The sequence below is a fragment of the uncultured Senegalimassilia sp. genome (assembly GCF_902464545.1).
Taxonomy (GTDB): domain Bacteria; phylum Actinomycetota; class Coriobacteriia; order Coriobacteriales; family Eggerthellaceae; genus Senegalimassilia.
In genome coordinates, this window is record NZ_CABQJR010000021.1 from 23414 (window position 1) to 43745 (window position 20332).

General features: G+C 65.0%; 15 protein-coding genes. 7 read left to right on the forward strand and 8 right to left on the reverse strand.

What is annotated here, in order from left to right; translation table 11 throughout:
• Nucleotides 1–101 precede the first annotated feature (101 nt).
• The 6 genes from folP to rlmD all read right to left on the reverse strand — a co-directional run bounded on the left by folP (nucleotide 102) and on the right by rlmD (nucleotide 7966).
• Nucleotides 102–1427 (reverse strand): dihydropteroate synthase, encoded by a 1326-nt coding sequence (gene folP, locus RDW26_RS06825; protein ID WP_307983014.1) that lies wholly within the window; start codon nucleotides 1425–1427, stop codon nucleotides 102–104.
• Nucleotides 1428–1592: 165 nt separating this feature from the next.
• Nucleotides 1593–3821: an ATP-dependent zinc metalloprotease FtsH gene (gene ftsH, locus RDW26_RS06830; protein ID WP_307983015.1), complete on the reverse strand. Its 2229-nt coding sequence runs from the start codon at nucleotides 3819–3821 to the stop codon at nucleotides 1593–1595.
• Between the two features lie 13 nt (nucleotides 3822–3834).
• The gene (gene hpt / locus RDW26_RS06835; protein ID WP_042432465.1) at nucleotides 3835–4377 is read right to left on the reverse strand and encodes a hypoxanthine phosphoribosyltransferase; all 543 of its coding nucleotides are present in this window, start codon (nucleotides 4375–4377) and stop codon (nucleotides 3835–3837) included.
• Between the two features lie 290 nt (nucleotides 4378–4667).
• Nucleotides 4668–5363, reverse strand: a complete 696-nt coding sequence (locus tag RDW26_RS06840; RefSeq protein WP_307983016.1) for a Maf family protein — start codon at nucleotides 5361–5363, stop codon at nucleotides 4668–4670.
• The gene (gene tilS, locus RDW26_RS06845; protein WP_307983017.1) at nucleotides 5360–6559 is read right to left on the reverse strand and encodes a tRNA lysidine(34) synthetase TilS; all 1200 of its coding nucleotides are present in this window, start codon (nucleotides 6557–6559) and stop codon (nucleotides 5360–5362) included. Before tilS ends, RDW26_RS06840 begins: the two co-directional genes overlap by 4 nt.
• Nucleotides 6560–6589: 30 nt before the next feature.
• Nucleotides 6590–7966 (reverse strand): 23S rRNA (uracil(1939)-C(5))-methyltransferase RlmD, encoded by a 1377-nt coding sequence (rlmD, locus tag RDW26_RS06850; RefSeq protein ID WP_307983018.1) that lies wholly within the window; start codon nucleotides 7964–7966, stop codon nucleotides 6590–6592.
• Between the two features lie 333 nt (nucleotides 7967–8299).
• Between rlmD and RDW26_RS06855 the strand changes: the two genes are divergently transcribed.
• From RDW26_RS06855 to RDW26_RS06885, 7 genes are all read left to right on the forward strand, one after another.
• A complete protein-coding gene (locus tag RDW26_RS06855; protein WP_307983019.1) occupies nucleotides 8300–10927 on the forward strand; it encodes an ATP-binding protein in 2628 nt (875 codons plus the stop codon).
• 183 nt (nucleotides 10928–11110) lie between these two features.
• On the forward strand, nucleotides 11111–11479 hold the full coding sequence (locus tag RDW26_RS06860; protein WP_042432458.1) for a phage holin family protein: 369 nt from the start codon (nucleotides 11111–11113) through the stop codon (nucleotides 11477–11479).
• Between the two features lie 312 nt (nucleotides 11480–11791).
• A complete protein-coding gene (locus RDW26_RS06865; RefSeq protein ID WP_307983020.1) occupies nucleotides 11792–13225 on the forward strand; it encodes a cytochrome ubiquinol oxidase subunit I in 1434 nt (477 codons plus the stop codon).
• A gap of 2 nt (nucleotides 13226–13227) precedes the next feature.
• Nucleotides 13228–14253, forward strand: coding sequence for a cytochrome d ubiquinol oxidase subunit II (gene cydB, locus RDW26_RS06870; protein WP_307983021.1), 1026 nt, complete (start codon nucleotides 13228–13230; stop codon nucleotides 14251–14253).
• A complete protein-coding gene (locus RDW26_RS06875; RefSeq protein WP_307983022.1) occupies nucleotides 14254–14427 on the forward strand; it encodes a hypothetical protein in 174 nt (57 codons plus the stop codon).
• A 411-nt stretch (nucleotides 14428–14838) separates the two neighbouring features.
• Complete coding sequence (locus RDW26_RS06880; protein WP_307983023.1) at nucleotides 14839–15522, forward strand: CidA/LrgA family protein; 684 nt, start codon at nucleotides 14839–14841, stop codon at nucleotides 15520–15522.
• Between the two features lie 3 nt (nucleotides 15523–15525).
• Nucleotides 15526–16215: an LrgB family protein gene (locus RDW26_RS06885; RefSeq protein ID WP_307983024.1), complete on the forward strand. Its 690-nt coding sequence runs from the start codon at nucleotides 15526–15528 to the stop codon at nucleotides 16213–16215.
• 298 nt (nucleotides 16216–16513) lie between these two features.
• On the opposite strand, the gene RDW26_RS06890 is transcribed toward RDW26_RS06885, so the two are convergent.
• Nucleotides 16514–17698, reverse strand: a complete 1185-nt coding sequence (locus RDW26_RS06890) for an iron-containing alcohol dehydrogenase (RefSeq protein ID WP_307983025.1) — start codon at nucleotides 17696–17698, stop codon at nucleotides 16514–16516.
• A gap of 1234 nt (nucleotides 17699–18932) precedes the next feature.
• Nucleotides 18933–19448, reverse strand: a complete 516-nt coding sequence (locus tag RDW26_RS06895) for a ferritin (RefSeq protein ID WP_296127877.1) — start codon at nucleotides 19446–19448, stop codon at nucleotides 18933–18935.
• Nucleotides 19449–20332: the final 884 nt, after the last annotated feature.

Consider the following 20332-nt stretch of genomic DNA (forward strand, 5'->3'; position numbering starts at 1 on the left):
GACAACCCGGCCCCGGACCCTGCAAACCCGACGCAAGCCCGATTTCAGAGCCTGCGCCCCGGAATCCATCCGACCATCCGCAAGCCGCCGCTTTCCCCGGCTTAACGGCTGATGCGCTCGGCTTTCCCGTAGCGCTCGGATTCCGGCTTGGCCGCCTGCGCGACGCGCACGTCGTCGGCCAGCACGTGGTTCGGGCGCAGCTCCAGCAGCGGCTTCAGCACGAAGTCGCGCTCGAGGATGCGCGGATGCGGCAACGTGAGCATGTCGTTGTCCGTGACGTAGAGCTGATAGTCCAGGATGTCCAGGTCGCACGTGCGCGGGCCGTTCTCGATCTCGCGGACGCGGCCCAGGCTGTTCTCGATGGCGTGCAGATATCCCAGCAGCTCCTTCGGCGCGATGCCCGTGCGCAGCAGCACCACGGCGTTGACGAACGTGTCCTGGTCCTCGTAGTAGGCCGGCTCGCTTTCGTAGAAGCTGGAGATGTCGATGATCTGCGAATCGGGAAGGCTGCACAGCTCGGTGATGGCCTGGTTGAGCATGGCGATCTTGCCCTCAAGCTCCTCGCCGGGCTCTGCCACCAACGGCACGTTGCAACCCAGGCCCAAGAACGCGTACGGGCGCATGTCGGACAGCGCCTTCACGGTTTCGGCCACGTTGTGCGCACGCACAACGCCCGCGCCCAGCTCGCACGCCATAAGCGCCTCGGCGGCGCTCACATGGTCGCGCTCGACCGGGTCGTCGATGCCGTAGGCGAAGCCCAGATAGCTTTTGCGGGAAACGGCAACCATGACCGGGTAGCCCAGGCGCGCAAACTCCTGGAAGTTGCGCACGAGCTCGAGGGTCTGCGAAGCCGTCTTGCCGAAGCCCGGGCCCGGGTCGACGCAGATGCGCTCGGGCGCCACGCCGGCGGCCTCGAGCATGGCCGCCTGGTCGCGCAGGTAGTCACGCACCTCGGCAACCACGTCGTCGTACTGCGGGTTCTGCTGCATGGTGCCCGGCTCGCCCTTCATGTGCATGACCACCACGCCGCAATCGCTTTCGGCGGCAACCTGCACCATAGCCGGGTCGCGGAAGCCCGACACGTCGTTGATGACAGCGGCGCCGGCTTCCACGCACGCCTTAGCCACGGCGGCATGACGGGTGTCCACGCTCACGCAGACGCCCTGCTCGGCAAGGGCGCGCACCACGGGAAGCACGCGGTCCGTCTCCTCCTCGACGCTCACCTCGGCCGACCCCGGACGCGTGGACTCGCCGCCCACGTCGATCATGTGCGCACCCTCGTCGATCATCTGCTGCGCCCAGGACAGCGCCGCGTCGGGCGTGTTGTGCGTGCCGCCGTCGCTGAAGCTGTCGGGCGTGACGTTGAGGATGCCCATGATCACCGGTTTGCGCGTATCGAACTCGAACGAGCCGCATTTCCACATCATGCTGAATGCCTTTCTTTCAAAAGAAGGCGAGCCTGACGGCCCGCCTTCTTGCTATACCTTGACGTTTTCATATCGCGCCCGCCGCACCAGGCCGAAAAGCCCGGCGCATCGTGCGCAAACGATCCCGCCGCCCACCGCGAAGGTGCGGCGCGGCACCACGCCGGCTTACTCTGCCGGCGGGTACGGGGGCTGCTGACCGCCCGTGGGGGGAACCGGCGGCTGACCGCCGTTTGCAGGAGCCTGCGGCTGCTGCACGCCGGACGGCTGCACGGGAGAACCCGACTGCGCCGGCGGCACCTGACCGCCCTGCTGGCCGTTCCAGTTCGGGTCGGCAAGCTGCTCGTCGCGAGCACGCGCCGCCGCCTCCTCGGCCTCCTTCGCGGCGATGATATCGCCTTCACGCTGGAGATAGTCGTTCCATGTGTTGTCCAGCAGCGCCTTGCAGGCCTCGCCCTCGACGGTTTCGCGCTCGAGCAGCACACTTGCCATGAGGTCCATCTGCTCGCGGTGCGTGCTGAGAATCTCGTAGGCGCGGTCGTGCGCTTCCTTCATGATGCGCGCGACCTCGTCGTCGATGCGGCGAGCCGTTTCCTCGGAGTAGTCCTGCGTGTTGCCCATGTCGCGGCCCAGGAACACCTCATGATTGGGCTGGCCGAACACCTGCGTGCCAAGTTCGGCGGACATGCCGTACTGCGTGACCATGGCGCGGGCCATCTTGGTGGCGCGCTCCAGGTCGTTGCTGGCGCCGGTGGTCACATCGTCGCAGAAGATCTCCTCGGCGACGCGGCCGCCCATGAACACTGCCAGCTCGTCGCGCATCTCGCCCACCGTGTTGAGGACCTTGTCCTCCTTGGGGATGGACAGGGTGTAGCCCAGCGCGCGGCCGCGGCTGATGATGCTGATCTTGTGCACCGGATCGGCCTTCGGCAGCAGGTGGCCCACCAGGGCGTGGCCGCTTTCATGGTACGCGATGGTGTGCTTGGTCTGGTCGTCCATCACGCGGCCCTTGCGCTCGGGACCGGCGATGACGCGCTCCATGGACTCGCTGACCTCTTGCTGCGTGATGATCTTCTTGTTGCGGCGAGCGGTCAGAAGCGCAGCCTCGTTGAGCAGGTTGGCCAGGTCGGCACCGGAGAAGCCCGGCGTAAGCTTTGCCACGGAGGACAGGTCCACGTCGCTGCCGAGCGGCTTGTTCTTCGCATGCACGTTCAGGATGCGCTCGCGGCCCTTCACGTCGGGCACGTCCACCACGATCTGGCGGTCGAAGCGGCCGGGGCGCAGCAACGCGGGGTCGAGCACGTCGGCGCGGTTCGTGGCGGCGATGAGCACCACGGAGTCGTTGGCCTCGAAGCCGTCCATCTCGACGAGCAGCTGGTTGAGCGTCTGCTCGCGCTCGTCGTGGCCGCCGCCCAAGCCGGTGCCGCGCTGACGGCCAACGGCGTCGATCTCGTCGATGAAGACGATGGAGGGGCTTGCCTCTTTAGCCTGCTTGAACAGGTCGCGCACGCGGGAGGCACCCACGCCCACGAACATCTCGACGAAGTCGGAGCCGGAGATGCTGAAGAACGGCACGCCCGCCTCACCGGCCACGGCGCGGGCCAGCAGCGTCTTGCCAGTGCCCGGAGGGCCCACCAGCAGGCAGCCGCGCGGGATCTTCGCGCCCATGGACTGGTACTTGGCGGGGTTGGCCAGGAAGTCCTTGATCTCCTGCATCTCCTCGACGGCCTCGTCCACGCCGGCGACATCGGCGAAGCGCACGTCGGGGCGCTCCTCGATGCTCTGCTTGGCCTTGGCCTTGCCGAAGTTCATCTGCGAGTTATTGGCCTTCGCCATTTGGTTGAACAGGAAGAACAACATTGCGCCGATGAGGATGATGGGCAGCAGCGTGGTGAGGATGTCGCCCCACGGGCTGGGGGTCTTCACCTCATACTTGATCTCGGGGTGCTGGGCCATCAGGTCGGACAGCGAGCTGCCGGCCCAGGTGCACGTGAACTTGTGCTCCTGGCCGAGCGTTTGGGATTCGATGTCTTGCGTGCCCACGCCCGAGAGCGGCTTGCCCGTGTTCGGGTCCTTCAGCGTTGCCATGCCGGCGTTCATGGCGTCGATGGCGCTGTTGAACGCGTCGGCGGCGGAATCGCCGGCCGTGACGGCGGGATAATACGTGCCGGACACGGTATAGTCACCGGCGCTGTACGTGACCTCCGTGACGCGGTTCTGGTCGACCGCCTGCAGGAACTCGGACGCCACCAGCTTATCGGTGGTGCCCTGCGAAGACTCCGACATGCTCATGAACTGCTGGCCCACGAAGAAGGCCACCAGCAGGAAAAGGACAACCGAGATGATGGTTGTCCGGGGGTTGGGCTGTTGGATCTGGGGTTTGTTGTTTTGCGGCATAGGCCTTGCTTTCCTAGTTGTAGAGCTCGGGCTTCAGAACGCCGATGTACGGCAGGTTGCGGTAGCGCTCGGCGTAGTCCAGGCCGTAGCCCACGATGAACTCGTCGGGGCACTCGAAGCCCACGTATGCGCAGTCGATCTTGGCCTGCGCGCGGGTTTTCTTACGCAGCAGCGTGGCGACCTCGATGGACTTCGGGTTGCGCGCCTTCAGCGTTTTCAGCAGGTAGGTGAGCGTGAGGCCAGAGTCCAGGACGTCCTCGGCGATGACCACGTTGCGGCCCTCGATCTGGGAGGACAGGTCCTTCAGGATGCGGACCACGCCGGAGCTTTTCACGCCGTTGCCGTAGGACGAGACGGCCATGTAGTCCATCTCGCACGGCAGCTGGATCTGACGTGCCAGGTCGGCCATGAAGATGGCCGCGCCGCGCAGGACGGAGATGAGGATAACGCCGTCGGGGTCGTCCTTATAGTCCTGCGTGATGCCCGCGCCGATCTCGGCGACGCGCTGCTTGATTTCATCCTCGGTGAACAGGATGCGATCGATGTTTTCGTGCACGATGATTACCTCTTCGATGCATTTCGCCTGAAGAGCGCCCTGAGCGCCCTTATATGAACGAGCACAAGTGTACCATTCGGCCCGACCGGGCACATGACAATACCGTAACGCCACATAAATACGAGCGCCCGTGGACCTGCCGAAACCACGGAAGCGGACGTGCGGCGCGAACCCGCCGCACGGGGCGGCGAATGATGCCGCGCAGGCGCCGGCGGCCCGAAACGCGAACCGGGGCGCCGCAGCGCCCCGGGATGCCGATGGCCCGCTGCTTGCGAAAACGGCAGGGCCGGTTACTTCAGGTCGGGAAACTCCTTGAGCAGGCGCGTCACCGGAAGGCCGATGACGGTATCCAGGTCGCCCTCAATGTGCTTGATGAGCTTGGCGCCGTTGCCCTGGGCGGCATATGCGCCCGCCTTGTCGAACGATTCGCCGCACTTCAGGTACTCTGTCAGCTGCTCGTCGGTCTGCGGATGGAACGTGACGGCAGCGCGGTCCACGAACGTGCGGAAGCCCAGCGACACGTCCTCGGCGTTGGGTGCGGACACCAGCCACACCGACACACCGGTGAGCACCTCGTGCGTGTTGCCCTGCAGGCGGCGCAGCATGCGCTTGGCGTCGGAGATGCTGGCCGGTTTGCCGAAGATCTCGCCGTCGCACACCACCATGGTGTCGGCGCCGACGATGGCCGCCATGCCCGTGTAGCCCTCGCCGAGCACCTCCTGCACCACGGCGCCGGCCTTGCGCTCGGCCAGTTTCTTCACCGCCTCGGGCGGGTTGGCCTCAAGGTCGGGCTCCAACGACTCGTCCACCTCGGATACGCGGATGGTGAAGCTCACGCCCTCGCGCTCCAGAAGCTCCTTGCGACGCGGGCTGCCGCTGGCAAGGATCACATCGACGGTCATAGGTTGCTCAGCGGCCTGCGCCTGCTCGGCTGCGGCCTGCTCGTTCTCCTGCGCCGCATCTTGCGGCATGGGCTGTTCGCTCATTTCCTTCTCCTTGCTCTGAATGCGGCCATGGGCTCGAGCCTCACGCCGCGCTTGTTCGCGCTGATTGCCAGGTTGCCCTGGATGTTGGCCACATACCCGCCGTGCGGGGCGGCCTGCGGGGTGCCGGGCTCGTCCCACGCCGCCAGCACCGCATCGACCGATGCGGTCTCGACGCGTGCGTCGGGGCCCAGCATGGCCTGCAGCACCTGCACGGCCGCGCGACGCTGCAGCGGCACGGGTTGGACGCCCAGCTCGGGGGCGAGCACGCCGCCCTCCTCGTACGCCGGCGGTCGATCGGGCAGCACCTCGTTCCATGCCATATGACGTTTCACCAGGTCGGATGCCATTTCCTCAAGCATGTCGTCCTCGTCGGCGATCAGGTTCATGGTGCGCCCGAGCACCTCGAGCAGCTGCGGGCTGCGCTCCTTCACGTGCGGGATGACCTCGTGGCGCACGTAGGCGCGGAAGCGGTCGGTGTGCGCGTTGGTGGCGTCCTCGCGCCACAGGCAGCCCTCGGCATCGCATGCGCAGGGCAGGCCTTCGTACTCGCGCTGCTGCACGTAGTCGCGCAGGTCCTGGCGGCCGACGTCGAGCAGCGGGCGGACGACGGGGCCGTTGGCGTACTTCATGGCGCGGAAGCCGCCCGGCCCGGTGCCCACCATGGAGCGCATGTAGAAGTTCTCCACGCGATCGTCGGCGGTGTGGGCGGTGAAGATGCGGCCCTCGGACAGCGGCGCGGCCGCATGGCGGCACAGGCTTGCGAGCGCCTCGTTGGCGGCGAGGTAGCGCTCGCGGCGGGCGACGGCCTCCACGTTGCCGCCCTCGCGCTGCGCCTGGCCGGCAACGTCGATCTGGCAGCTGAACAGGGGGATTCCCAGCAGCTCCGCCAGCTGCGCCGTGAACGCCTCGTCCTGATCGGCGGCGCCGGGACGCAGCCGATGGTTTACGTGCAGCATGGCGATGGGCCCGATGGACCCTTCATCGGCCAGCTGGCGCGCAACGTACGCCAACGCCGTGGAGTCCGAGCCGCCCGACACCATGAGCAGCACCGGCGTGTCGGCGTTCGCCAGCCCGCGTTGCTCGATGGTGCGCCGCGCCGCGGCGAGCACGTCCTTGGGACGCGCGGCCGCATCGGCGCCGACCCCGGCATCGCTTGCCGCGGCGCGCTCGTTCCCCGTTCGCTGTTGCTCTGCCATTTCCTTCCCTACCTATATATATGGTTGCCGCTACATGCGCTCGATGAGCGCGATGGTCTCGATGTGGTCGGTGTGCGGGAACATGTCCACGGGCTGCACCGTTCGCACGCCGTAGCCGAACTGCTTGAGAAAGTCCAGGTCGCGGACCTGTGTTTCCGGATTGCACGAGATGTAGGCGATGCGCTCGGGCGCCAGCTGCACCGCGGCGCGCAGAAACTCCTCGGTGGAGCCGGCGCGCGGCGGGTCCATGAGCAACACGAGCGGGCGGCCCTCCTCGTCGGTGCCCGCGCGCCCTACCGCCGCTGCCTGCGCCGCCATGTCGCGCATGAACGCGCCAGCGTCGGCCACCGCGAAGCGCGCGTTGTCCACGCCGTTGTGGCGCGCGTTCTGTCGCGCGTCGCGGATGGAGGATTCCACGCAGTCCACGCCCGTGACCTGCGCCGCGCCCATGGAGGCCGCCACCAGGCCGATGGTGCCCGTGCCGCAGTACGCGTCGATGGCGTGCTCGGCGCCGGTGAAGCCCGCCAGCTCGATGGCCTGACGGTACAGCACCTCGGTCTGCACGCTGTTCACCTGGTAGAACGACTGCGACGAGATGCGGAAGCTCAGCCCGCACAGCTTGTCCAGGATGAAGCCGGGGCCGTAGAGCACCTGCTCGCGCTGGCCGAGCACCACGTTGGTCTGGCGCTCGTTGATGTTCTGCACCACCGTGGTGATGAACGGGCAGCGGCGCACCAGCTCGCGGCAGAAGCTCTTCGCGCCGGGGAACTGCTGGCCGTTGGTGACCAGCGTGACCAGCACCTCGCCGGTGGTGTGGCCCACGCGCACCACGGCGTGGCGCATGAAGCCGGTGCCGCGGTCCTCGTCGTAGGGCGGGATGCCGAACTTCAACATAAGGCTGCGCACCGCGCGGATGACCTGCTTGGCCTGGGCGTTCTCGATCAGGCATTCCCCCGTGTCGATGATGCGGTGCGTGCCGGCGGCGTACATGCCGCACAGGATGTCGCGCTGCGGGGAGGCAGGGCGGCTGGGGCGCTTGCCGCCGCCGCGCTTGCCGGGCGCGGCCTTGCGCGGCGCGCCGGGGGCGAACGGGGACATCACCTTGTTGCGATAGGCATACGGGTCCCGCATGCCCAGGATGGGACGCAGCGCCTCAGGGTCCGCCACCTGGGAAAACAATTGGGCCACGCGCTCGTCTTTCGCCGCAAGCTGCTGATCGTAGGGCTGGTTGACGTGCTGGCAGGCGCCGCACTGGCGCGCAACCGGGCACTGCGGCAGACCGTTTGCCGCCACGTTGCCCTCCTGCCTGCGCTCCCGCTGACGCCGAGGACCGGCCTGGGGCCGTACCGCCTGCCGCGGACGCTTCCCGCCCTGCCCGCCTGCGCGCTTCTGGCCGTTTTCCTTCATGAGCTCCCCTTGTCCGCTTGCATAAAACCGTAACTACCCAGTATACGCACATGCGCGGCCGGCGAGGCTGCGCCGCCGGCAACCTCAAGGCAGAATCCACGCCTGCCCGTAACGGGCCGGCAACGGACGCGGCACGGTTCGGCGCACGTTCGCCCGCGCCGCCGCACGCCGCGTCCGGAGCGCATATGATGGTGCGGACGACGGCTCGCCCAACGCATGCGCGCCAGGCTCGTATGCGCGACGGGCCCGGCGCGCATACGCCGGCGCCGGCCGCCGAAACCCACCCATACGCCCCGCGCGGGCATCGCCCGCGCTTGCCCGAAACGAGGTCCCATGCAACGACGATCCCTCGCCGCCGCCATCGGCATCGTCATCGTGACGCTTGCCTGCGTGTGCGGCCTGTACGTCCACTTCATACAAGAGAAGGTGCACGACGAGAGCGCCGACCACCTGAAGGAGATCTATTCCCAGGTCAACAACACGTTCTCCATGCTGGTATCCGACAACTGGAACCACCTGAGCACCTGGAACACCATGTTCGAGGAATCCGCCGCCCACTCGCCCGACGGCTCCGTTTCCGGCGACGACGCCGAGCAGGCGCGCGAGTTCATAGACGGCGAACAGGCAAAATGGGGCTTCACCGACTTCTACTTCATCAACTCGCAGGGCGCCTACGCCACCCCCGACGGCGAGCGCGGCACCTTGAACCTGGGTCAACAGCTCGATCAGCTGAACGGCGGGAGCAGCATCGTGGCGGACACCGTCCCCACCAGCGGCACGGGGCTCACGGTGTTCGCCACGCCTGTGGCCCCCGCCTCGTTCGACGGGTTCGAATACTCGGCCATCGCCATAAGCTACAACAACCACGACATGGAAGCGGCCCTTGACGTGAACGCCTTCGACGGGCAGTCCAGCTGCTTCGTCATCACGCCGGCCGGCAACCTGCTGTTCTCCGCCACCGACCAGTACTCGCAGTCGTCGAACCTGCTCGACTGGCTCGGCCAGATAGCCTCGTTCGGCGCAGACGACGGCATGGATTCCATTCGATCCGACATCAATGCAGGTCAGAGCGGCACCACGCAGTTCTCCACCACCACCAACCAGTACTACCTCACCTACATGCCCGTCGGGTTCCAGGACTGGGTGATGGTGGGCGTGGTCCCCAGCAACGTGGTCAACGCCAGCATGTCGGAGGTGCAGCTGCTCACCATCGCCACCGTGTCTGTAGTGCTGTTCGCGCTCGCCGCGCTCGTGGTGGTCATCCTGGTGCAGCACGGGCGCCGCGTGCTCGACCAGCAGGTCCGGGAGGTGAAATACCGCGAGCAGCTGTTCAGCGCGCTGTCGGGCAGCACCGACAACATCTTCATCATGTTCAGCCCCGACGACGGCTCGGTGGACTACGTCAGCCCGAACACGCAGCGCATCCTGGGCATCCCCGCCGCCGACATCGCCAAGGACGTGCGCAACATCGACCGCTCGCTGGAGCCGGGGTCGGTAAGCCTGCTCGAGACCAACATGTACTCGCTTCCCAGCAACGACCACCGCGATGGCGACAGCACGCGACGCCACCAGGAGACCGGCGAGCTGCGCTGGTACCACGAGACGCTGTTCCGCGCGAAGGTGGGCGACACCGAGAAGCTGGTGTACGTGCTGTTCGACCGTACGAAGGAGACCGAGAGCCGCGAACGCCTGCAGCAAGCACTGGCCATAGCCAAGCAGTCGAACCAGTCGAAGAGCACGTTCTTGGCGAAGATGTCCCACGATATCCGCACCCCCATCAACGCCATCATGGGCATGACGCAGATAGCGCGCGACAACGCCGGCAACTGGGACAAGACCGACGAATGCCTCGCCACCATCCAGACCTCGTCGCAACACCTGCTCAGCCTTATCAACGACGTGCTCGACATGTCCAAGATCGAAAGCGGCGCCATCGAGCTGCAGGAGGAATGCTGCGACCTGGACACGCTGCTGCGCGACGTGGACGCCATCATGCGGCCGCAAACCGCCGCAAAGGGGCAGCTGCTCACGCTTGACGCGGTGAACGTGCAGCACCGCAGCTTCGCCGCCGACCAGCTGCGCGTACGCCAGATCCTGCTGAACCTGCTGTCGAACGCGGTGAAGTACACGCCCGACGGCGGCATGGTGGCCCTGCACGTAGAGGAGCACGAGCAGACCAGCCCGAATTTCGTGCGCCTGAGCTTCATCGTGCGCGACAACGGCATGGGCATGCCGCCCGAGTTCATCGACCATGTCTTCGCCCCGTTCGAGCGCGCCGAAGGTAGGCAAATGCAGGGCATCCAGGGCACCGGCCTAGGCATGACCATCACGAAGGCCCTGGTAGACGCCATGGGCGGCACCATCGATGTGGAGAGCAAGGAGGGCCGCGGCACCACGTTCACCGTGAAGCTGAAGTTCAAGCTTGGCGAGGGCGAAGGCGCGAAGCCTTGTCCGTGCAAGGCCGCTGAGAACGACCCCGGCAAGGACAAGCGAACGGGCAAGGATGCCGAGCGCGGACGCGCGAAGGGCGACGCGAACGAGAAGCGCCCCTCCTATACCGAGGCGTTCAAGGGCCGACGCTACCTGGTTGCCGAAGACAACCAGATCAACCGCATCATCCTAGCCGAGATGCTCACCGAGCGCGGGGCGACCCTCGAACAGGCGCAAAACGGCAAGGAAGCCGTGGAGCTGTTCGCCGAAAGCGAGCCGCAGCACTTCGACGCCGTGCTCATGGACGCCATGATGCCCGTGATGGACGGCTACGAGGCCACGCGCGCCATCCGCAAGCTGCCGCGCCCCGACGCGCAGACCACGCCCATCGTGGCGCTGACCGCCAACGCCTACGCGGACGACGTGAAGAAGGCGCTGGACTCGGGCATGAACGCCCACGTGGGCAAGCCGTTCAAGATCGCCGACCTGGCGAAAGCCCTCGACGAGCTGCAGCGCGGCGACGATCGCTAACGGCGCAGGGGTGCCGCGGCACCCCTGCAGCAATGCCGCGACGCCACGCGGCATTGCCCGGCGGCACCCCGCACGACCCGGGCATTGTCCGGCGGCGCCCTACGCGCGCTGCGCACAACGCGGGGCTATAATCGGAAGCGAACCGCCTTGACCCTATGCCCCACCGCATCGAAAGGAGACGCCATGCAATTCATCATCCGTTGGCTGGCCACCGCCGTCGCCGTAGGAGCCGCCGTATGGTTGGTCCCTGGCATCGCCGTGCTGGGCACCACCGAAAGCTGGATCGCCGTGGCCATCACCGGCCTGGCGCTATCGCTCATCGACATGAGCATCAAACCGCTGTTGCAGCTGCTCAGCCTGCCTATCACGTGCCTGACGTTCGGCATCTTCTACCTGGTGGTGAACACCGCCATGCTGTACCTGGCCGCCTGGCTGAGCAACGGCATGTTCAACGTGGGGTTCTACATCTCCAGCTTCGGCAGCGCGTTTTTCGCGTCCATCGTCATCAGCATCGTGTCCGCCATCATGAACTCCATCGTCGCGGACAACTAGGCGAACGCGTCCGGGCGCGTCACGATGCGCCCGGACGCGGCTCCGGCAACTACCCTGCTGCCCCGATCATCGTCCAAGCAAGCCAAACCCGCTGCTGCCCGAGCAAGCTCTAAAACCCACCACGCTGCGCTCTCCCGCAGCAAGCCGCACGCGCCGAAACGCTGCGCGCGGCTCGCTGAGCTCAAACGAACGGCCGACAGAGCGCTCTTGCAAAAATAATCGATACAAAATCTTGTTAATACTTCCATTTTCTCGTTTCGCGACGTATTATGTTACTAGTTTAGTAGCATATGAACATAGGAGGGGGTTCTCATGGATATGCTATCCGACGTCGCGCTGCTCTCGCGGATCCAATTCGCGCTGACCGTGGCGTACCACTTCATCTTCGTCCCGTTATCCATCGGCCTGGGCCTGATCTTGGCCATCTTCGCCACCAAGTACCATCGAAGCCGCAGCGAGGCCGACGGCAACGCCATGCGCTTCTGGGTGCGCATCTTCACCGCCACCTTCGCCATCGGCGTGGCCACGGGCATCACCATGGAGTTCTCGTTCGGCACGAACTGGGCCGACTACTCGCGTTTCGTGGGCGACATCTTCGGCGCGCCGCTTGCCGCCGAGGCCCTGTTCGCGTTCTTCCTGGAATCGGTGTTCCTGGGCGTGCTGCTGTTCGGGCGCAACAAGGTGTCCAGCCTGTTCTACACCGTGTCCGCGTGGCTGGTGTGGGCCGGTTCGTGCTTGAGCGCGCTGTGGATCCTCATCGCGAACTCGTGGATGCAGACGCCCGCCGGCGCCGAGCTGGCCGCCGACGGCTCGAAGGCCGTCATCACCGACTTCCTGGCTGCGGCGTTCAACCCGTCCACGCTGCCGCGCTACACCCACGTGGTGGTGGCGCTGCTGATCCTGGGCGCGTTCGCCTCCCTAGCCGTGGGCGCATGGTACCTGCTGCGCGGCAAGCACGCCGACTTCGCCATGAAGACCATCCGCGTAGGCGCCGTCGTGGGCATCGTGGCCTCGTGCGCCCTGATCGTCACCGCGCACTCCTCCGCCGTCGAGGTGTCGCAGGAGCAGCCCACCAAGCTTGCCATGATGGAGGGAATGTACGACGACGAAGTGCCCCCGCTGTACGCATTTGGCTGGGTCGACGAGGGGAACCAGCAGGTCGTCACCCCGTTCTCCATCCCCGGCGGCACCAGCTTCCTGGCAACGGGCACGTGGGACGCCCAGTACCAGGGCCTGAACTCGTTGGCGCAAACCGAGAAGTACGGCGACATGGACGTTGCCGACCTGCCCGTGAACCTGGTGTTCCAGTCCTATCACCTTATGGTTGCCATGTACGGCCTGATCATGATCACGGCGATCCTGGCCGTGGTGTTCAGCCTGCGCGGCGGCCGCATCCGCTCCATGCGCTGGCTGCAGAAGCTGCTGCTGGTAAGCCCGCTGTTCCCGTTCATCGCCATCCAGGTCGGCTGGATCACCGCCGAAGTCGGCCGTCAACCCTGGGTCGTCTACCCTTCCACGTCCGGCCCCGACGGCGTGAGCCTGCTGACGAACAACGCCATCTCGCAGTCGGTTTCCGCCCCTGAGCTTCTGCTGACCCTGGCCCTGTTCGCAGCCGTGTACGTGTTCCTGTTCGTCGGATGGGCGCGCGTGATCTCGGGCTTCATCAAGCGCGGGCCCGTCGGCGACGCCGCCCCCGCGGCCGGCTCCGCCGACAAAGCAACCGCCGCCGTCAAGGAAGGGGAATAGCCATGAGCGCGCTTGCAGTCCTTTGGTTCTTTCTGATCTTCGTGCTGATCGCCGGGTACTTCGTGCTCGACGGGTTCGACCTGGGCGTGGGCGTCCTGTACCGCGCGCTGGCCAAAGACGAGCGCGAGCGGGCGCTCGTGCGCCGCAGCATCGGCCCGGTATGGGACGGCAACGAGGTGTGGCTGCTCACCGCCGGCGGCGCGCTGTTCGCGGCGTTCCCCGCGGCGTACGCCACCACGTTCTCTGGCTTCTACCTGGCCGTCATGCTGGTGCTGTTCGGCCTGATCGTCCGCGCGGTGTCGCTTGAGTTCCGCGCTCACGACCCGAAATGGGCGCGCGCATGGGACGTCTGCTTCACTGTCGGCTCGTTCCTGCCGGCGCTGCTGCTGGGCGTGGCGCTCGGCAATGTGATCGCCGGCATCCCCATGGCCGCCAACGGCGATTACGCGGGCGTGCCGCTGCTGGGCCTGCTGTCGCCGTTCACCCTGGTCGCCGGCCTGCTCGGCTTGGCCATGTGCCTTTCCGCCGGTTCGGCATGGGTAGCGTTGAAGGCGCCCGCCGGCTCCGCCGTGCATAAGCGCGTCGCGAAGCTGCGCGTGCCCTGCCAAATCGCGGCCCTGGCGCTGTTCGCCGTTGCCACGACCCTGGTGTTCGCGGTGGTGAAACCCGTGTTCGCGCCGGGCATGTTCGCCGCCGGCGCGGTGATCGCCCTGGTGTTCCTTGTATGCGTCGTCGCATCGATCGTGCTCGGCCGCAAGGGCAACGACCTGGTGGCGTTCCTTCTGCAATCGGTTGCAGCCGTATGCCTGGTGGCGCTTGCCGCGGTCACGCTGTTCCCCAACCTGGTGGTGGCAGCTCCCGGCAGCGTGGGCGCATCCATCACGCTGATGAGCGCGGCTTCCTCCGATACGTCGCTGGCGTGGATGACCGGCATCGCTTGCGTGGGCGTGCCGCTGGTGCTGGCGTACCACGTGATCGCGTACCGCGTCTTCCGCGGGCGTCTGGACGATAAGGATGTGAACTATTAGATGGACGCGCGGGGTTACATGAAATGGCTGAGTATCCTGTGCCTGGTCATGGCGCTGTTCGGCACGGCGGTCATGCTGGTAGGCTACAAGGCGCCCACCATAGGCCTGGCGGCAACGGTGGCGGCGCTCGTCATAGCCGCGGCCGCGCTGGGATGGAAGGCTCGGGAGCGCTAACGCCGCCAGCCTGATGGCCGAACGCCTGGAAACCGGCCAATCAAGCCGCGACCCAGGCGCCCGACAACCAGCCTTGTGGCCGAGAACGCATGGGCGATCTACCGGCCGATCGCCCAGCAACTGATCAGTCAGCCGAGAACGCAAAACGAGTCTCCGGCTGAGAGCCCGACGGCCGATCAACCCGCCGAGAACCCGACAACCGATCCGCCAACTTCTCGAAGGGGGCGATGGGAAACGACTCCCGTCGCCCCCTTTCGCGTGCCCGGGTTTTGTGGGGTTCCGTTGCACGGCTTGTGCCGGTCGCGTGGATTCCCCGGCAAACTTTTGAAATGCCGGATAAGCGTCCTAGTATGAAACTCTACACAAACGGTATCTATTCCCAAAAACCACCAAGGGGTTGTTCCACGAATCATGAAATCGAATAACGACGCCGCAAGCGTCAAGTGTTGTGCGCGCAAAATCTGGGCGCACTTCAAGGAATTCGTCGTCTCCGTCAAAAGCGACCTGAAGGAAACGCACGACGAGATGTTCCAGGGAGCCGACACCCCCAAACAGCGCCTACAGCGCTCCGTCAAGCACGGTTTGCTGCTGCTGGCCCAGTTATGCCTGATCATGGGCGTATACGCAGCCGGTTGCGCACTGGCATCCGTGTTGCCCATCACGCTTCCCGGCAACATCTTGGGCATGGTGCTGCTGCTGGTACTGCTGGGTACGCACATCCTGAAGACGAAATACATCAGCGAGGCGTGCGACTACCTCATCGACAACATGTCCGTGTTCTTCATTCCCGCCGGCGTGGCCATCATGGGCTGCTTCTCCATGCTGGAAGCGGCGGCGGCGAAGTTCGCGTTCGTCTGCATCGCCACTACCGTCATCGTGTTCTTGGCCACGTCCTATACGGTATTGTTCGTGTCCTGGATCATGGCGAAGCTGGGCAAGGACACCGCGCTGGCCCCCGCTGTTGAGGCGGAGAACGCGGCGAAGGCGAATATCAAAAACGCCGATTCCGGCAACGCGCATGGCGAGGGCGCCGGCAAGCATCATCCGCATACGCCCGGCGGCGCCTTCGGCACCGTCTCCGGCAAGGAGGCTTAATCTATGCTGAAACTCATCGCAACCCTGGCTTTAGGCACCGTCATCTCCTTCATCGTGTTCAAGCTGGCTGTGGCGCTGTACAAGAAGGTGCGTTCACCGCTGCTCAACCCGCTGCTGGTGACGGTGGCGGTCATCATCGCGCTCCTGTGCGTCTTCCACATCCCGCTGGATTCCTACGAGTCCAGCGTTCAGCTCGTCTCGTTTCTGCTGGGGCCGGCGACGGTCGCCTTGGCGTATTCGGTCTACCGCCAACGCCAGATCCTCAAGCAGCACTTCATCCCCATCTTCTGCGGCTGCCTGGTAGGCTCGGTCGTGTCGATGATCAGCGCATACACGCTCTGCGAGCTGCTCGGCCTGGGCGACGAGATGGCCACATCGTTCATCCCCAAATCCGTGACCACCCCCATCGCCATCGCCGTGTCGGAGCAGCTGGGAGGCATCACGTCCATCACCGTGGCTGCCGTCATCATCACCGGCATCCTCGGCGCCATCTTCGCGCCGCTCATGTCGAAGATCTTCCGCGTGAACAACCGCATCGCCAAGGGCGTGGCCATCGGCACCTGCAGCCATGCGGTGGGCACCACGAAAGCCCTTGAGATGGGCGAGCTGGAAGGCGCCATGTCCGGCGTGAGCATCGCCGTATCGGGCCTGCTCACCACCGCCATCGTGATAATCGCCGGCTGCTTTATGTAGTGTGCCGCGCGGCTTCGTTGGCACACCCGTTGCCCACCAGGGGCCCACCCGGCTCCCCTGGGCGCACTCGGGGCCCGGCACGCAGGCAACGGGCCGAAACCGCGGATCCGAACCCCGCCTCGGCCCCCGGAAACCCCGCCGAAAACCGCAAAGGGCCCTGCAGCCCCCGAATGCGTCTCCAACCACGGCGCCGGCCTTCCGGCCACGCCATGCGGCTTGAGAAGCGAGCGGGAGCCGCAGGGCCCTTCCCTATTCGCAAACGTCCGCCTGCCGGCATTCGGCAGGCGGACGTTTTCCCTTACAACGCCAAGCGGTAGATCTCGGCGGCATCCTCCATGGTCAGCTTCTTGAAGCTGCCGAACGGCTCGCCCTTGTTCTCGCGCAGGGTGGGGATCATCTCGGCGATGGCGTCCTCGATGTTGTCCTCGTCCAGGCCGAGCTCGCCCAGGCTGATGGGCATGCCCAGGCTGGCGAAGAACATGCGCGTCTCGTCGATGGCAGATAGCGCGTCGGATTCGATGTCGCCCGTGGGCGCCAAGCCGAACACCTCGTAGCCGTACTGCGCGAAGCGCGCCGGGTTGGCGTCGTAGACGTATTCCATCCATGCCGGGAACAGGCAGGCCAGGCCGGCGCCGTGCGTAACGGTGGTGTCATAGGCGGACAGCTCGTGTTCTAGGCCATGCGTCGCCCAGTCCTCGTGACGGCCCATGCCCAAAAGACCCTGATGGCACAGCATGCCGGCCCACATGATGTTCGCGCGGGCATCGTAGTTCTCGGGCTCGGCCAGCACGCGCGGGGCCTCGGCGCGGATGGTGCGCATGACGGACAGGTTCATGCCGTCGGTGACGGGCACGGCCCCCACGTCGTCGAAGAATCGCTCGAGCAGATGGCAGAACATGTCGGTGATGCCGGCGGCCGTCTGGAACGGCGGCAGCGTGAACGTGAGCTCGGGGTTCATGAACGCCAGCTTCGGGCGCTGGTAGTTGCTCGCGTAGCCGGTCTTCATGCCCAGCTCGTCGTTGCTGATGACGGTGTTCTTCGACGCCTCGCTGCCGGCTGCCGGGATGGTGAGCACCACGGCGATGGGCAGCACCTCGGTGTTCGGGTATTTCTTGGTGATGAGCTCCCACACGTCGTAATCGATGCAGGCGCCGTTGGCGATGGCCTTCGCGGAGTCGACCACGGAGCCGCCGCCCACGGCCAGCACCCAGTCCACGCCGTTTTCCTTGCACAGCGCGACGCCCTCGCGCACCAGGCCGATCTCGGGATTGGGGCGCACGCCGCCCAGCTTCACGTACTCGATGCCGGCCTGCTCGAGCGATGCGCACACGCGGTCGATGAGGCCCGACTTGATGGCGCTCTGCCCGCCATAGTGCAGCAGCACCTTACGCGCGCCGCGCTCGGCCAACATGGGACCGACCTTGCTTTCGGCGTCGTGGCCGAACACGAAATGCGTAGGGGAAACGAACTCGAAGTCTTCCATGGGAACCGCCTTCCTCGGTTTCGGGATGCCGCGCCGCCCACCTTCGCCCGCAAGCAGCACGATGCGCTCAGTATAACGCGCGAACCCGGTGCCCGGCGCTATCGGCTGAAGATTGCCGCGCTCATGCGATAAAGGATAGTTGAGCGATGTCGCATAACCGCCCAGCACGATAGATAGCTGCGCGATGTCGCATAACCGCCCCAGCACCATAGATAGTTGCGCGATGCCCGGTACGATAAAAGGCGGTTTTGCAACGCCGCAAATCGCTCAGCACCATGGCATACGAGCGCGAGTCACGCAACCGCCTTCCAGAATGACCAACCGAAAGGAAGATGAGATGTTCCGAGCGCGGCCGCGCTATCGTCCCCTCCTTTTTCGACGGAAGCGAACGCTGACGCAAGGCGAAGCGATTTCTTGCAGGTGCACAAGGAAAAAAATAAAGCCGGGTAGGAAGGACCCGGCTTTCGAAAGGAATCCCGACAGGCAATGTGCGGGGTCTTGGCAACCCGCGTTCCGCTTGGCGACGGAACCTGCAAACCCGAGACAGTCGATTTGGCGAAGATAGTCGTTTGAGTTTTGCAATTTGTCTTCTGTCGGACAATGAATATTCTTGCATGCAATATTGTTTCATGCAACCTTTCAAATCACCTGTTTACCCGGCTGAAATAGTCATTTTTCGACGTTTGACCTGGTGTTATAGCCATAGATACTGGCAATTATGAGTTTTTATAGAAATGCATAATACTTCATGATTTATGCATAAACCACTCAAAAGGACGCTCAATCGATAGGCCCCGTGAATGATGCAACGTGTTCAGCTGCAAAAGCAAGGGATACCCGCCGCTCCGTCGCAGGAAACGCGAGCGCGACGCCTTCCAAACCTCAAGATCCGTACCCGGCAAGATCCGTACCCGCCAAGAAACGGGGTATGCTGCCTCCTGCGCACCCTCAACTGTTTCGACCCGAACGCAAAAGACGCCCCGATTCGCATCGGAGCGTCTTTTCATTGTAGCTTTGCATTTGGAATCGCCACAGCGAAACGCCATGTCGGCATGCATTCGGAATCGCCGGGTTCGAGCACCTTGTCGGCGTGCTTTCGCATGTGCCGGGCTCGAACGCAATGCCAGCAGGCATCCGGAATCGCCAGAGCGGAACGCCATGCCGGCGTGCTTTCGCATGTGCCGGAGCCGAACGGAACGCCCGCAAACCCGGCAAGACCGCCTTCGCCGTGAAGCTACGCGTTGGCCAGCGGGCTGGGAACGGTGTACACGCGAGCGGCATTTTCCCGGTCAAGGTCGTAGAGCGCCTTGGCATCGCTGCCGAACAGCCTCATGCGCGACACCTGCTTCTCGGCGTTGTCCTCTTCCTCCTGCTGCTCCTCGATGAACCAATCCAGGAACTTCATGGTGCGATAGTCCTTCGCCTCGAAGGCGGCGGTGTAGATGTCGTTGATGGTGCTGGTGATGTACTTCTCATGCTCCAGCGCGGCCTCAAGCGGCTCCAGGTGGTTGCTGAAAGTCTTGTCGGGCTGGTCGATGGCCTGCAGCTTCACCTTGCAGCCGTTCTCGTGCAGATACTTGCGGAAGATGAGCGCATGGTCGCGCTCCTCCTGCGTCTGGATCTCGTACCAATGAGCGAAACCCTCCAGGCCCTCTTCCTCATAGTAATCGGCAAACGACAGGTACAGGTACGCCGAATACAGCTCCTTGCGAATCTGATCGTTGATCAGCTCGTACACCTTTGCATCCATAGCATCCTCCTTCAGGACAGAAAAGCCGGCAATACAGCCCGGGTTTGAACACATCCATGGTACGCCGCGCACGACGATTGCACCAGCAACGACATAGGAGCGGCACGATTGCACACAACGCCCGGACTACACGATTGCGAGCGCGAGGATCGCGCGGCGGGCTGCCTGCGCGAAGGCCGGGCGGCGGGCTGCCTGCGCGAAGGCCGGGCGGCGGGCTGCCTGCGCGAAGAATCGCCTGTTTTGGCCAGTTGAGGACAAAACAGGCGATTCTTCGCGCAAACCAAACCGTAAAGCGGACATAACTCGCGATTCTTCGGCGTTTAGCAGGGAAACAGGGCCAAAAACAGCTTTTCAGCCCCCGCAAGCTGCTAATAATCGCACGTTTTGGCCACGGCTGGACAAAACGTGCGATTATCCGCGAGCTCCACGGCCAGAAGAGGCATTCCCTCGGAGGATAAAGGCGCAATACGGTGACGGGGCTGCCGCCCGCAGAAGAAGCGGCCCGTCACCGCCCCGGACGCTTCGGGGACGTAGCGCTATGTGCCCGGACTCCCCAAAGCGGCCGCTTCGAGGCGCTTTCGAGTCCATCCGGGCGCTTCAAGCGGACGCTTCGGGAACGTAGCGCCATGCGCCCGGCTGCCGGGCATCTGGCGCCACGTCCCCGAAGCGTCCGGGACGCGCCGCGCGGGCCGAAGAACCTTATCCCAATCGAAACCTGGACAGATAGCGCCACGTCCCCCGAAGCGTCCGGGCGGGCCCCGCACCGGGGCATCATCCCCCCCAAATGCAAAAGGGCCGCCGCCCGGGGATGCGGGCGGCGGCCTGGGAAAGGGAGGGCGGCGGCTTCACGCCGCCGCTCCAAGGGAAGGGGCCCGCCCCGGGAG

What these genes read in the sequence shown, in the direction of transcription:
- RDW26_RS06865 (WP_307983020.1), top strand. Translation starts at nt 11,792, where the DNA reads ATGGATATGCTATCCGACGTCGCGCTGCTCTCGCGGATCCAATTCGCG.
- cydB (WP_307983021.1), top strand. Translation starts at nt 13,228, where the DNA reads ATGAGCGCGCTTGCAGTCCTTTGGTTCTTTCTGATCTTCGTGCTGATC.
- RDW26_RS06890 (WP_307983025.1), bottom strand. Translation starts at nt 17,698, where the DNA reads ATGGAAGACTTCGAGTTCGTTTCCCCTACGCATTTCGTGTTCGGCCAC.
- ftsH (WP_307983015.1), bottom strand. Translation starts at nt 3,821, where the DNA reads ATGCCGCAAAACAACAAACCCCAGATCCAACAGCCCAACCCCCGGACA.
- tilS (WP_307983017.1), bottom strand. Translation starts at nt 6,559, where the DNA reads ATGGCAGAGCAACAGCGAACGGGGAACGAGCGCGCCGCGGCAAGCGAT.
- RDW26_RS06895 (WP_296127877.1), bottom strand. Translation starts at nt 19,448, where the DNA reads ATGGATGCAAAGGTGTACGAGCTGATCAACGATCAGATTCGCAAGGAG.
- RDW26_RS06855 (WP_307983019.1), top strand. Translation starts at nt 8,300, where the DNA reads ATGCAACGACGATCCCTCGCCGCCGCCATCGGCATCGTCATCGTGACG.
- RDW26_RS06840 (WP_307983016.1), bottom strand. Translation starts at nt 5,363, where the DNA reads ATGAGCGAACAGCCCATGCCGCAAGATGCGGCGCAGGAGAACGAGCAG.
- RDW26_RS06860 (WP_042432458.1), top strand. Translation starts at nt 11,111, where the DNA reads ATGCAATTCATCATCCGTTGGCTGGCCACCGCCGTCGCCGTAGGAGCC.
- folP (WP_307983014.1), bottom strand. Translation starts at nt 1,427, where the DNA reads ATGATGTGGAAATGCGGCTCGTTCGAGTTCGATACGCGCAAACCGGTG.
- RDW26_RS06880 (WP_307983023.1), top strand. Translation starts at nt 14,839, where the DNA reads ATGAAATCGAATAACGACGCCGCAAGCGTCAAGTGTTGTGCGCGCAAA.
- rlmD (WP_307983018.1), bottom strand. Translation starts at nt 7,966, where the DNA reads ATGAAGGAAAACGGCCAGAAGCGCGCAGGCGGGCAGGGCGGGAAGCGT.
- RDW26_RS06885 (WP_307983024.1), top strand. Translation starts at nt 15,526, where the DNA reads ATGCTGAAACTCATCGCAACCCTGGCTTTAGGCACCGTCATCTCCTTC.
- RDW26_RS06875 (WP_307983022.1), top strand. Translation starts at nt 14,254, where the DNA reads ATGGACGCGCGGGGTTACATGAAATGGCTGAGTATCCTGTGCCTGGTC.